The following is a 15,085-nucleotide window of genomic DNA, read 5'->3' as shown; positions in this document are numbered from 1 at the left end:
GAAAATGAGTAAATCAATAGAAAGATTCAGAGAATTAACAATGTTAGATGGGACATCAGGATTTGAAAGTGAAATTTCAAAATATTTAGAAGAAAATTTATCTAAATATGCTGATGAGATTAAGTTCGATAATCTTGGTGGAATCTATGCTATTAAAAAGTCGAAAAAAGAAAATGCTAAAACAGTTATGATAGCAGCTCACATGGATGAAGTTGGATTTATCGTAACTAAAGTATTACCAAATGGTATGCTTAAATTTGAAACACTTGGTGGTTTTAGGGAAGATGTTCTTTTAGCTCAAACTTACACAGTAACTTCATATGAAGGGAAAAAATTCACTGGAGTAATAGGGTCAATTCCTAAACACTTCACTGCAGGAGTAGCGCAAAATGTAAAAATTAGCGATATGACTATAGATGTAGGTGCAGCTTCAAGAGAAGAAGCATTAGAAATGGGAATTCGCGAAGGAGCATTTGTTACACCAAAAACAACATTCGAACAACTTACTGAAAACAGATTTATGAGTAAAGCTGTTGATAACCGTTACGGATGTGTAATTATTACAGAAATCTTAGAACAATTTGCTGAGAAAGAATTAGATTTTAACTTAGTAGTATGTGCAACTGTTCAAGAAGAAGTAGGTCTTCGTGGTGCAACAGTGGCAGCAAATATGATTAAACCTGATGTATGTTTCGTTGTAGACTGTAGTCCAGCAAACGACATGGATGGAAAAGAAACAAGTAATGGGCGCCTAGGAGAAGGATTCTTAGTTAGATTAATCGACAGAACTATGGTACTTCGTGCTAATATGAGAGAAAAAATCGTAGCACTTGCTGAAGAAAATGGAATTAAATACCAATACTTTACTTCACCAGGAGGAACAGATGCTGGTAATATTCACCAAGCATTAAATGGTATTCCAACAACTGTAATTGGTATTTGTGCACGTTATATTCACACTCACAACGCAGTATTCGATATCCGTGACTACTACGCAGCTAAAGCAATTTTAGGAAAATTATTAGAAACTATCGATGATAAATTCATTGAAGATGTAAGAAAATAAAAAGAAAAATGAGGATAGAAAAAAATTCTATCCTCATTTTTTTATCTTTTTCTTTTACTTCTTCGATATTGTTGAGGTTCTTCCTCATAATAGTCATTCTCGTATACAGGATCCAAAGGGTGAGAATCATCGATATATTGAGCTTCATCATATTCTTCTTCGTAGTTTTCGTAATATTCATCTTCCAAATATTCTTCATGAATCGTAGCGTTTATTTTAACAATTATTCCAAAGAGAATACTATTGGCTATTAATGAACTTCCACCATAACTTATAAATGGCATGCTTATACCAATTACAGGAATAATACTAAGTGTTGAAAAAATATTGATGAAGAATGAGAAACAAAAACTATACACAGCTAATAGAATGAAGTAATAGCTGTAGTTACCTTGTTCGCATTTTTTCATTATACTGAATAATCTTAGTATAAATATAAAGAAAATGAATAAGAATATTGAAGCTCCGATAAATCCAAAGTTTTTAGCAACTATAGAAAAGATAAAATCATTAAACTGTTCATCTATATAGTTTTTATTTTTAGCGAATGTCCCTGTAAGTCCACCTAATTTAATCTCACTAAGAACCTGAGTAATTTGATAAGAATAATCGAGCTTATAGGCTTCAGGATTTAACCATGAAAGAATACGGTTAAGCTGATAAGATTTTAATCCAACTAGACTTAGAAGTCTTGGGAAGTATAGGGCAGCAAGAATAATAATTGCTAGTCCAGCTATAACTACAGAGTAAATTCTAAATAATGTCTTCCCTTTATTGCAGACTAAAAAAACTAATCCTAAGAATAAAAAGATGAAAAATAAACCATTACCTAAGTCATTCTCTTTTAAAACTAGTACGAAAGGTATAGAGATTATTAAAGCTAGTTTTAAGAGTTTTACAGTGTCGGTATTATCTTTAAAACTTTTCTCTTTAATAAGCATACTAACCATCGCTACAGTCGCTATTTTACCAAATTCAGATGGTTGTAAAGTGAAAAATCCGAAGTTGTACCAACTGCGAGCACCATTTACAATAGGCGCAAGACTAGGCGGAACTAAGAATATACCGACCAAAAGAACTAGTGCAAGTAAATAGAAGAATATAGAAAATCGTTCTATATAATCTATTGGTATTTTTTGAAGTAAATATATTATTTCAAGACCAATCGCATAGAAAACAAATTGCTTAAGGAACAATGTAGGTGTTTTGTTGTTGTTATATTCAGCTAGTAATATAAATAATAAACTAGAAAAACTAAATATAAAATAAAAAATCAATATCGATAAATTTGTTTTATTTTTTATGAAATTTAACATAAGTCAACTCCTTTGATGTAATTATACAATATAGAAAGGATATACGCAACTTATGAGAAATCTACAATAGAAATTTATTATAGAGAGTTGAAATGCTATTGTTATAAGTGCTGTATATATAGTAATAAAACTCTAAATTTAATGTATAATTTATATGTGTAAATTGTTGTAGTCAATATGAGAGAAGATAAGATAAGATGAGTAAAATCTTGAAAATTCAAGAAGATTTTTAGTAGTATTATTTATGTGATAAAAAGTAAGATTTCTAAAATCAGGGGAAAATTCAAATATAAGATTATTACATAAAAAATTGATACATTGGTAATATCTCCTAAAATTTGGAAAATTTTTTTTGGAGGGATACCGTTTAAGATGGTTATTTTTTATTGTCTTTTTTAACGTTATAATATAAGGCTAACTACTGAAACAATGGAAAGATTTATTCGAAAGATAGTATATAGACTATAATTTTTTTCCGTAATATATTTTAACTTTTATATGTTTTACCACATGTCCCACTACTAAAAAATAATGTTTTATGCTAAAATTATATATGTTATAAATACATGGAAGAAATAAAGAGAAAGGAACTTTTGAGATGAAATATACTCCAATGATAGAACAATATCTGAAGATAAAAAAGGATTATCAAGATGCATTTGTATTTTACCGTCTTGGTGATTTTTATGAGATGTTCTTTGAAGATGCGACTAGAGCGTCAAAAATATTAGAAATAACTTTAACTGCTCGTGATGGAGGAGCTGAAAAAATTCCTATGTGTGGAGTTCCATTTCATTCATCAGCAGCTTACATTGATACTTTAGTTAATAATGGATATAAAGTAGCCATATGTGAACAAGTTTCTGAACCTGGTCAAGGGAAAATCGTAGAGCGTAAGGTGGTTCAGGTAATTACACCAGGGACGTATATGAACTACAAAAACTACGATGAAAATAACTATTTAGGTAGTGTATATGTAAAGGATAATAATATTTACTTCGCGTTTTGTGATATTATGACAGGTGATAGTCGTTGTACTGTACTAAAAACTATGGCTGACCTACAAGACGAAGTATTAAAAAACAACATTAAAGAAGTAATTAGCATAAAAGATCAAGAGTTGGATATTAGTGCTTATATTACTGAAGTTGATTTAAATAATGATATTACTAAGGAAAAAACAAGTAATATTACTGATAGTAATCTTCGTATTGCATGTGATGTTCTTTTAGATTATATTGAAAAAACTCAAAATAAAGACATTTCAAGCCTTAAAGATTTTGAAGTGTACTTTAAAGATAAGTTTGTATATATGACGAACTACTCATTAAAAAACTTAGAAGTTACTCAAAACATGGCTAACGGAGGAAAAAAAGGTTCTCTTCTTAGCATTGTGGATAAAACATCAACGGCTGCGGGTTCAAGAAAACTAAAAAAATGGTTAGAAAATCCGTTGCTAGATCTTAAAGAAATAAAAAAACGTCAGGAAATCATAGAAGATTTTACTAAGCATTATTTTGAAAAAGCGGATGTTAAAACTAGCTTGAAAGAAGTATATGATCTTGAGAGAATTTCTACAAAAGTTTCTTATAATATCGTAAGCCCTAAGGAATTATTAAATCTAAAGAAAACATTGGCTCAAATACCAGAAATCAAGAAATTGTTATTAGGATTCGAATCTAATAAGTTAAAAGATATCACAGAGAATATTGATGAATTAACAGATTTATACGATTATCTAGAAGCAACAATTCATGAAGAAGCTGGTCAGACAGTTAAAGATGGAAATGTAATTAAATCAGGCTTCAATGAAGAGTTAGATAGTTATAAGAATGCTAGTAAAAACGGAAATAGAATATTATTAGAAATCGAAGAACGTGAAAAAGAGAGAACTGGGATTAAAAATCTAAAAGTTGGATACAATAAGATTTTCGGTTACTTTATCGAAGTATCTAAAGTAGGGCTTAAGACTATAAATCCAACAGAACTAGGTTATCATAGGAAACAAACACTATCTAATTGTGAGAGATTCGTATCTGAAGAGCTGAAAAAAGTTGAAGAACATATCGTGAATTCTAAGACGAAAATTGAAGAATTAGAATTACAATTGTTCCAAGAAGTTAAGACGAAGATTCATAATTATATAGTAAGATTACAGAGAGTAGCAAATACTTTAAGTGATATTGATGTGTTCGTTTCATTATCTGATGTAGCGGAAGAATATGGTTATGTGAAACCTGAATTCAATGACGATAATATTATTGATATTGTTGATGGTCGTCATCCGATTGTTGAGAGAAATGTGAGTGCTGATAGCTATATTAGTAATGATTGCAAAGTAGATAAAGATAATAATATCTTGCTTATTACAGGGCCTAATATGTCTGGTAAATCTACTTATATGAGACAACTTGCTCTTATAGTGATTCTTGCCCAAATAGGATCATTTGTTCCAGCGACTTCTGCGAATTTACCAATTTTTGATAAAATATTTACGAGAATTGGTGCGAGTGATGACCTAGCTGGTGGTAAATCAACGTTTATGGTTGAGATGATTGAGGCGAAGAATGCTTTAGTCGAATCTACAGCAAATTCATTATTAATTTTTGATGAAATTGGTCGTGGAACATCGACTTATGACGGTATTGCCTTAGCTCAATCAATATTAGAATATATTAATAATACTATTAAATGTAAAACATTATTCTCAACTCACTATCATGAGCTTACAAAGTTAGAAAATATTACCCAGGGAATAAAAAATATCCATGTTTCTGCTAAAGAAGATCATGGAAAACTAATTTTCTTATATAAAATTAATGAAGGACCTATCGAGAAGAGTTATGGTATTCATGTAGCTCAGCTTGCCCATCTACCAGAAGATGTTATTGTAGGTGCTAATAAAATACTAAGAGAATTAGAAAGTGGTAATAAAGGTAGCGAGGACCTTGTTGATAATGCTAGATACAATAAAGTATTAAGTGATGCTTCATCACAAGAATCTGAAGAAAAACTAAGAGAAAAAATACGTCAAGAACTAGAAAAAGAATATAGTAGTAAAGTAGTTAGAGAAGAAGTTGTAAAAATAGATGAGGAATCTTTAAAAGCACAACTTCGTTCTGAACTAGAAAAAGAACTTAAAGAAGAGTTAGAGCAAACTATTAGAAAACAATTAAAAGCTGAAGAAAAATCAGGAAAAAATTATGCAAAATTACAATTGAATTTTGATGGTGATAATGAGAAATTTGATGAAATCAAAAAGCAATTAGAGAGTGTAAACTTCTTAGAAACAACACCACTGCAAGCATTTAATCTTCTTTATGAACTACAGAGAAAAATAAGTGAGGATGTGAAATAAATTAAATGGGAAAAATAAATATATTATCTGCAGAATTATCAAATAAAATAGCGGCAGGAGAAGTAGTCGAAAGACCTTCTTCTGTTGTTAAAGAGCTTGTGGAGAACTCTATCGATGCTGGGAGTACTAATATTAAAGTTATAATTAAAGAATTTGGGATTCAACAAATTAGAATTATTGATAATGGTAGTGGTATTACTAATGATGATTTGGTACGTGCATTTTTACGCCATGCGACTAGTAAAATAAGTGCTGACTATGATTTATTTCACATAGAGACTTTAGGTTTTAGAGGTGAGGCATTAGCGAGTATTTCATCTGTGAGTAAAGTAACGATAAAAAGTTGTGCGGGAGAAGCGCAAGGGAAGATGCTAGTTCTTGAAGGTGGAAAAGTAGTTTCTGAGGAATATTACGCACCTATCAAAGGGACTGATTTAAGTGTAGAAAATTTATTTTATAATACACCGGCGAGGTTAAAATATCTGCGTAATCCACATACAGAACAAGCTAATATTACCAATATTATTCATAAGTTTGCCCTGTCTTATCCTAATGTAGCTTTCGAACTTCATGTCGATGGTAAGATTACCTTTAAAACATATGGTGATGGTGATGTTCATAAGATTTTATCTAAAATCTATAATATGGGTGTCGCTAGAAATATGATAGAATTTAGTGGTAGCAACGATGATTACAAAGTATTTGGTTATATCTCTGTACCAGAAGAGACAAGAGCTAGTAAGAACTATATAAATATTTTTATCAATGGTCGTTATATTAAAAACTATGGAATTCAAAATGCTATAATCGATGCTTACGGAACGCTATTAATGATTAATAGGTATCCATTATGTGTAATTAATATCGAAATGGACCCAATTTTATTAGATGTTAATGTGCACCCAACTAAGCAAGAAGTTAGATTATCGAAAGAAGCGGAGTTAATACGTCTAATAAAAGAAGTTATCGCAGAAAGACTAAGTAATTATACATATATTCCACAAGGAATGAATAATGTTCTTACGAAAAAAGAAAAAGCGAAAATCGAAAAAATTAATTTCTTAGATGAACTAGATAGTAAATTTGGAGATGTAGAAGATAAGATTAATTTTTCAGAAGAGCAGAGAGAAGTTGTGGACAATGTTCAAGGTGAGAATAGTTTCTCTGAAGAGTCGAAGGAACTAGGTATAAAAACAGAAGATGAAAATAGTTTCTCAGGTAAACCTAAAAAACTTCTTGGCAGTGATGAAAGAGAAAGTAGGTTTACAAATATCTCCAAAGAATATCTAGGAACTACTAAAGATGACAGTAGTTTTTCTGGTAATCAAGAAGAAGTTGCAAGTCATATTATTCATGAAGATGAATTTCTTTTTGGAGGGGATTTGTTAACAAATACTGTTGAAGAAAAAACACCAGTACAAACTAAAGAAAATACGTTTAATCAAAGAAGTAAAACTCAGAAAATTAAGAGTGATTTACCAGATTTAAGCTATAGTTCACATCCTCGTGATAATAGAAATAAATATGGTGATAAACCAACTAAAAAAGAGATAGAGAACTTCATGAATTTCTCTAAAAAAGAAGACAACGCGCGTTATGATGAGCATATTGAAGAAGTAGTCTCTAATGTAGTAAAAGATGATAGTCATTTTAATGAAATTAAAGATGCGAAAATTATTCAAAATGATGATACAAAAGTTCGTACGCTACCTGATTTAAAAGTATTGGCACAAATCTTTAAAACATATATCTTATCAGAGGCTGACAATAAATTATTCCTTATAGATCAGCATGCCGCAGCGGAAAGATATAATTATGAGAAACTGCAACGTGAATTTATAGAAAGAAAGAATTATAAAAAACAGATGTTAATACCGCTTATGTTTGATTTTTCTGTAGAAGAAGCGGCTGAAGTTCGTAATAATTTAGAAAAATTCGAGGAACTTGGTATTGTTTTTGAGGAGTTTGGAGACAATTCTTATGTTGTTCGTGAATTTCCTGGTTGGATAGAAGAAGACGAAGAGCAAATGATAAAAATTATTGTCAAGAAGGTTCTAAGAAATAACAATATAACTTTTAACGAATTAAGAAATGATGCAATTGCCATGGCAAGTTGTAAAATGTCTATAAAAGCAAATCAAGTACTTACAGATGTAGAGATGAATAAGGTTATTAGTGACCTTTATGAATGTAAGAATCCATTTACGTGCCCACATGGACGTCCGATAATTACAAAAATGGAGAAAAAAGATTTAGAAAAAATGTTTAAGCGTATAGTGTAGGAGGTAAGATGAAAAAAATACCTTTAATAGCGATAGTAGGCCCAACTGCAGTTGGTAAAACAGCACTTAGTATAGAACTTGCAAAAGAGTTCAACTGTGAAATAATCTCTATAGATAGTGTTCAAATTTATAAAAAGTTTGATATAGGTTCTGCGAAGGTGAAAAAAGAAGAGATGGATGGGATAGTTCATCATTTAATAGATGAATTAGAACCTACTGATACTTGTTCTGTCTATGATTTTCAAAAACTAGCGCGTAAGAAAATTGAAGAAATACATGCTCGAGGAAAGATGCCATTATTAATTGGTGGAACAGGTTTTTATATGAATGCTGTCCTAAATAAATATGAGTTTACTGATTTAGAGGAGAAAACTTATGATATAGATGTAGATATGGCAAGAGAATATCTAAAAGAAAACTATCCAGATACATACAATACAATTGACCTAGAAAATCACCGTCGTGTAATTAATGCATATAATTATGTAATGAATGAAAAGAAAAGTGTAACAACAAACAACAATGGTGATACTGTTCTAGATTGTTATAATCCATTTTTAATAGTTCTTAATACAGACAGGGAAGTTCTATACAATCGTATTAATAAGCGCGTTGAGCTAATGTTTGAAGAAGGTTTAGAACAAGAGGTTAGAGAAATTATAGAAGAATATGGTTTAGAACTGCAAGCTCTAGGAGCGATAGGATATAAGGAGATGATTCCGTATCTTAAGGGTAATGTTTCTAAAGAAGATACTATTGCAGCTATTTCTCAGAATTCACGCCGTTATGCAAAACGTCAGTTAACATGGTTCAGAAATAAAATGAATGGAACTTGGTATGATACTGCTAATGAGGAACTTTTGGCGAATATCATTAGTGATATCAAAGGAAAATTTAGGGAGTGATTAAAAAATCGTGATTTCTTAAGAAACAAGATTTTGTCGAGTCACCCATGCACAGTTTATTAGCTTTTATAAAGCGAATTTAGATATCAATAAACCACTGCGTCTATGAGTTTTTTGTAAACTTTTTTAAAATCTAGGATTTTTAAGTCACTCCCTTTTTATGATTTATAACAAATAAATTTATTATATAATAGATTAAACTCTAGTTGTAAGAAGATATATTATGAAATTTTAAAATATTTCAAGAGTACTTCTGATTTAACTAGAGTTTTTCTTCATTATATGCTAAACTATTAATACTAAAGATTCTCAGGAGGTAGGAGGAGAAGATGAATTCATTTAAATATCTTAAGCCGAAGTTATTTAGTGTAATGAAAAGTTATACAAAGGAACAATGCTTAAAAGATGTAATTGCTGGTTTGATAGTAGCTGTTATAGCATTGCCTTTGTCGATTGCTTTGGGGATTGCATCTGGGGTGAATCCAGAACAAGGTCTTTATACTGCGATTATAGCAGGTTTTTTTATTTCATTTTTAGGTGGGAGTAGGGTTCAGATAGGTGGACCTACAGCCGCTTTTGTCGTTATTATTTATGGAATTATAGCAGAACACGGAATTGCAGGATTAACTGTTGCAACACTGATGGCAGGAGTTATGTTAATCCTGATGGGATTATTTCACTTTGGTGACTTGATTAAATTCATTCCTAAAACAATTACTATTGGTTTTACTCTAGGGATTGCTATGGGAATAGTAGTTGGTCAGGTGAAAGATTTCCTAGGATTAAGTATGGGAGCAGTTCCTGCTGAGTTTGTTGGAAAGATAGTTGCGTATAGTCATAATATAAAAAGTATAAGTTTTATAACTTTAGCAATAGGTATTCTTGCGATATTAATCCAAGTATTTTGGCCAAAAGTCTCTAAGAAAATACCGGGTTCTTTAATCGCAATACTAGTTACAACATTTTTAGTAGCTATTTTCAAATTACCGGTAAAAACTATTGGTGATCTATATACGATTAAAGCAGGGCTTCCTAGTTTTACAATGCCTACAATTTCGTTCTCTCTAGTTAGGGAGATGATGTTACCCGCATTTACGATAGCAATATTAGCTGCAATAGAATCCTTGCTATCAGCTGTAGTGTCTGATGGTATGACAGGTAGTAAGCACAAATCTAATGCAGAATTAGTAGCCCAAGGTGTTGGGAACTTTATGTCAGCACTTTTCGGAGGAATACCTGCAACAGGTGCCATTGCGAGAACGGCAGCTAATGTGAAAAATGGAGGTAGAACACCAGTAGCTGGAATGGTACATGCATTTACTCTATTATTAATACTGTTATTTTTAATGCCATATGCATCGTATATACCTATGAGTTGCTTGGCTGCGATATTAATAATTGTAGGTTATAATATGAGTGGCTGGCGTATTTGTGTGCGTATTTTAAAGACTGCACCGAAAAGTGATATTGCGGTATTAATTATTACATTCTTATTAACGTTATTCTTCGATTTAGTTATTGCGATAGAGTTCGGTATGGTATTAGCCGCGTTCCTATTCTTAAAACGTATGTCAGATATTGCAGAAGTAAGACAATGGACATACAAAGGTTCATCTGATGAAGATAAACTGTCAGAGGAAGTTGATTTAAAATATGTTCCTAAAAATACAATTGTCTATGAAATATTTGGAGCATTATTCTTCGGAGCTGCAAATGTATTTACTAACTTTGAACATGGTGAAGGAAAAAATGTTTTGATTATACGAATGCGTAATGTTCCTGTTATGGATATTTCAGGATTAGAGGTATTAGAAGAAATATTGGAAACTTGTAAAAAACGTGGGCTAACACTAATATTATCTCACGTAAATGAACAACCGTATCATGTTATGGAAAAAGCAGGATTTATAGAGAAAATTGGTGTTGAAAACATATGTGAAAATATTGATTCATCGTTAGAAAGAGCGGAGAAGTTAGGGAAAATACAAAAAGCATAGAGTTCAAAGAATTGTATTTTGTGGAATTAGTGTATGTATATTTATTTCTGAGTGTATATTAATGAAAATAAGTTGGAAACAATTGGAGGATTCAAAAGTCCTAAATTTAAAAAAAGTGTATATTATAACTCATAGAAGTAGTGGTTTGTTGACATCTAAATTCGCTTTATAAAAGCTTTTTTAGATATCTAATAAACCTTGTGGGGGTGACTTAATGTTAGAATCAGGATTTTTGAGTCACTCTCTTTCTTCATTTCTGGAAGCTTCTTGATTAGTATATGAAATGGGTTAATCTATAAATCACTTTCTTAATTCCAAATTATATATGTGAGTAGTTTTTTGTACATTTAATGTGACATAATAATTTTAAATGGAGGTGAATATTATGGGCATATCAGAAATTTTATTTGAAGTATTGTGGGTAATTTTTTGTAGTTTATGTTTAATATTATTTGTGATATCGAGAAAAATGATAAAAAGAGAGAAATTACTTTTAAAAAAGTTATCAGATGAGGAAATAGATAGTATTAGAATGAGGAATAGTAATTCAAAAATAGTATTGATAATAAGTTTAGGAGTAGCAATAGTATGCTGTATATATCTTGTTATCTCTTTAGTGAACAAAGGGTTGTTGATAAGTTTTTTTGGAGAGACACTAAATGAAGTGATATATTCAGTTATTATTGTGCTTGTATTGTTACCAAATATTTTGGATTCAATTTACACTATTCGTCGTTATAATAAGGTGAAGAAGACTGTAGAGAAAAAATAATGATAAAAAGTTTTTTGAAATACGCACTACATAAAAATCGTAAAATGTAAAGTTAGTTATATTTTCTCTATAATTTAATAATATTTTAAAAGAAAACTATCGTTATATAGTAAATTATATTTATTAAATTGTGAAAATCTAAAAAATTATAAATAATGAGGCTGACCCAAAAGTCCTAAACTTTTTAAAAAAATTATACGAGAACTCATAGGTGCAGTGGTTTGTTGACATCTAAATTAGCTTTATAAAAGCTTTTTAGCTATCTAATAAATTTTGTGGAAGTGACTTGATGAAATCGATTTCTATGGAATTGCGATTTTTGAGTCACTCCCTATTTTTATAAATTTAGAATTATGATTTAATACTTTGATTTATTATTTAAAGAGTAGAGTTTGCAGTTAAAATTAAAAAACTTATTATTTTATCAGTTTTTAAAGAGTGATAAATACGTTTACATTTTAATATATATCTCGAGTAAAAGATATTGTTTTTTTATAAAAAGTATTAATTTTTTATTATTTTTTCGTTTTAAATATACATAATTTAAAGTATATTTTAAGTTCAGAAAGTATAATAAAGAATTGGAATATAATAGTTTGCATAAGTTATTATAAATACCTATAATCTCGGATTGGTTTTATTTAAGAAATGTAAGGAAGGAGAAACAAAAGTGATAGGAAAAAATAATAAATATTTAAGGGACACAAGAAGTGGAGTAAAAGTTGAAAGTTACTCTATTAAAAAGTTTAAAGTAGGGGCGGCTTCGGTTGTAATTGGTGCTAGTATCTTCTTTGGAGCTGCTGGGGTAGCTAATGCAGGAGAAGTTGTAGAGAAAAATACTGAAGTAGCAGTTTCGCCTGGTAAAGAGGAAGCGAAACCTGCTAAAAAAGAGGAGTTAGCCACTGGAAATACTCCCGCTGTAAACAATAATGCTAATATTGGAAAAACAGTAGAAAAACAAGTAGTATTAGACAAAACAAAATTACAAACTAATATTGAAAGAGTAGAAGAACTTTTAGAAAAAATTAATAAAGATAAAGCGCCTGCGTCTACTTTAGCGGCTATTAAAATAGATTTAGAAAATGCTAAAAATGCATTAAATAATGAGTTGACACAAGCTGAAGTTGATGCGGTAGCTAAGAAACTTAGCGATAAGCTGTTTGTATTATCTTCAATGCCGAAGGCTAATACTCCTGAAAAAGTAGTAAAAGAAGGAAAAAATACGATTGCTAATACTGGATCTCGTGATTCGCGTAATGGCGATAATATAGAAGTGGGTTCTAATCTAAGATCTGCACCAATTGATACAGCAACTAGCCGTGGAAATCTTGGAATTGTTGTAGCGAACTCTGGATTTATTACAGGATATGCAACACCATCTTCAACAATTGAGATTAAGAGAAATGGTACAACTGTGCTTACTTCTAAACTTGACGATACAGGAACCTTCAAATTAAATGCTAAAGGTATCGAAGTTGGAGATAATGTTGAGTTAGTAGTTAATGGAAAGAGTGTTTATACCACTAAAGTAAGTCCGGCAGATACAGTAGCTTTTAATGATAGTTTAGCAGGAATTGCTCAAGTTGACGGATATACAGCGGCAGAAGCTGATGTTGAGGTAACTGTTGGTGGAAAAACTTTTAAAACTAAATCACAAACAAATGGATACTTCACGATTAATGTTGATACGAACTTGATGGTAAAAGATGCAGTTGTTACGACTGTTATCAAAAAGAATGGTCAAGTAGTTGGTCGTGGAACAAGTACGGTTCGTGCAACAAAAGTAACAGATTTCGGTGTTGGTTGGATTAAAAATCCTATGATTAACTATTCAGAACGTGATGTATTCTCACCAGATACGAAGCAATATGCTTTCGTAAGTAAGGGAACGGCTGATAAAGCCTATGATAATATCCGTGTTTACCGTGAAGAACGTATCGAAAACGATGGGAATAAATATTACTACTGGATCTTAGATTCAGGTCCAAGACCAAATGGACTGGCTGGTGTTTCTAAAAAAATTTCACTTGCGATTCCTCGTACAGTTGGAGATCCTTATGAATTTACTTATACAAAATACCAAGATGGAAAACAGACTTTCCACAAGAAGTATGATAGCGCATCAGCATGGGAGTATGAAAACTCAGCTTACCGCGCTTATGTTAAAGATGGTGAACGTCGTTCAGGAGCAACATACGGAGAAAATGTTGATGCTTGGATGGATTATATAAATCCGTCTAATACTTGGAGATGGAATATTTATCGTAACTCTAGTGATGGTACTGATCGTAATCCAGATGCCGCTCCACGTGTTAATGATATGTTAGGGATTTATAAAAATCGACTTGAGTATAATCTTGTTCGAGGTGTCATAGAAGACAAAATGAACGTAGTTGCTGGGCAACGTTCAATTATCACTTTTAAAACTAAAATTCTTGAAGGTGATGATTTAAACAATAGTATTATGTCGGATTGGGGAGATAAAAATACCAATAATCCGATGCTTGCTGAAATGAAAAAACGCCTAGCCAATGACCCATTCCTTGCTTATGGAGGGTATACAGATGGTGGATATAGACGTTATAGAACTGGCGAAAATGCCATTATTGGTGTATTACCATTAAAACCAGAAGAAGCAGACAAATACGACTTAAAACCAAGATCTAAGCCACAAACGACTAAAGTAGGCGTTATTCCAGATGCTTTTAATAGTATTGCAAATCCGGATGAGTTGCCAAAGGGTACAACTTATCGTTGGTTTAAAGACCCGGATGTATCAAAAGCGACAGCGCCAGGTGCACCTGTGTATGGTAAAGTGGAAGTGATTATTCCAGAACGTGGAACATTTATTGTAGATGCACCTATTCATGTTATAGAGGATAAAGAAAAAACACCAGAAGCACCATTGGCAACAGCAAAAGAAGATGGATCTGTAACAGCCAAACCACAAGATTCAACGAAAGTAGATAAAATCAAAGTTAGCTATACAGGAGAAGATGGTTCGAAAAAGACGGCTGAAGGAATTAAAGGCGGAAATGGAACGTGGACTGTTACGGGTAATCCAGAAGTTCAAATCGATGCAAATACAGGAGAAATCACAATCCCAGCTGATAAAGTAAAAGATAATACAGAAGTAACAGCAGTAACAACAAATGGAAACAGTGATGAATCAACTCCTGCAAAAGCAACTGCAAAAGCACCGAAACCTGAAACACCAATTGTAACGGCACCAAATACTGGTGATGTAACAGCAAAACCAAAAGATCCAGCCAAAGTAGATAAAATTACGGTTACTTATAAAGACGAAGATGGATCAAAAGTAACAGTAGTAGGTAATAAAGGAAATGATGGAACATGGACTCTTGAGAACAATCCAGGTGTAACTATTG

The 15,085-nt window shown here is 31.4% G+C and carries 8 protein-coding genes; 7 read left to right on the top strand and 1 reads right to left on the bottom strand.

Going from position 1 to position 15,085, the window contains the following annotated elements; translation table 11 throughout:
- The first annotated feature begins 4 nt into the window (after window positions 1-4).
- Window positions 5-1,066, top strand: a complete 1,062-nt coding sequence (locus RWN11_RS01760) for a M42 family metallopeptidase (RefSeq protein WP_314160081.1) — start codon at window positions 5-7, stop codon at window positions 1,064-1,066.
- Between the two features lie 41 nt (window positions 1,067-1,107).
- On the opposite strand, the gene RWN11_RS01755 is transcribed toward RWN11_RS01760, so the two are convergent.
- Window positions 1,108-2,382 carry an FtsW/RodA/SpoVE family cell cycle protein gene (locus RWN11_RS01755; protein WP_314160080.1) on the bottom strand — a complete coding sequence of 425 codons (1,275 nt, stop codon included), beginning with the start codon at window positions 2,380-2,382 and terminating at the stop codon, window positions 1,108-1,110.
- A 598-nt stretch (window positions 2,383-2,980) separates the two neighbouring features.
- Here RWN11_RS01755 and mutS point away from each other — a divergent pair.
- The 6 genes from mutS to RWN11_RS01725 form a co-directional block, all read left to right on the top strand.
- Complete coding sequence (mutS, locus tag RWN11_RS01750; RefSeq protein WP_314160079.1) at window positions 2,981-5,740, top strand: DNA mismatch repair protein MutS; 2,760 nt, start codon at window positions 2,981-2,983, stop codon at window positions 5,738-5,740.
- Window positions 5,741-5,745: 5 nt separating this feature from the next.
- Window positions 5,746-8,022 (top strand): DNA mismatch repair endonuclease MutL, encoded by a 2,277-nt coding sequence (gene mutL / locus RWN11_RS01745; RefSeq protein ID WP_314160078.1) that lies wholly within the window; start codon window positions 5,746-5,748, stop codon window positions 8,020-8,022.
- Window positions 8,023-8,030: 8 nt separating this feature from the next.
- Window positions 8,031-8,927, top strand: coding sequence for a tRNA (adenosine(37)-N6)-dimethylallyltransferase MiaA (gene miaA, locus RWN11_RS01740; protein ID WP_314160077.1), 897 nt, complete (start codon window positions 8,031-8,033; stop codon window positions 8,925-8,927).
- A gap of 329 nt (window positions 8,928-9,256) precedes the next feature.
- Window positions 9,257-10,924: a SulP family inorganic anion transporter gene (locus RWN11_RS01735; RefSeq protein ID WP_314160076.1), complete on the top strand. Its 1,668-nt coding sequence runs from the start codon at window positions 9,257-9,259 to the stop codon at window positions 10,922-10,924.
- 385 nt (window positions 10,925-11,309) lie between these two features.
- Window positions 11,310-11,696, top strand: a complete 387-nt coding sequence (locus RWN11_RS01730) for a hypothetical protein (protein ID WP_314160075.1) — start codon at window positions 11,310-11,312, stop codon at window positions 11,694-11,696.
- 670 nt (window positions 11,697-12,366) lie between these two features.
- Window positions 12,367-15,085: YSIRK-type signal peptide-containing protein (locus tag RWN11_RS01725; RefSeq protein WP_314160074.1), on the top strand; the 2,719-nt coding region annotated here is incomplete at its 3' end.

It is taken from the genome of uncultured Gemella sp. (assembly GCF_963519265.1).
Lineage (GTDB): Bacteria > Bacillota > Bacilli > Staphylococcales > Gemellaceae > Gemella.
Note: the sequence above shows the minus strand (reverse complement) of the source record. Positions and strands in the feature narration are given on the sequence as shown.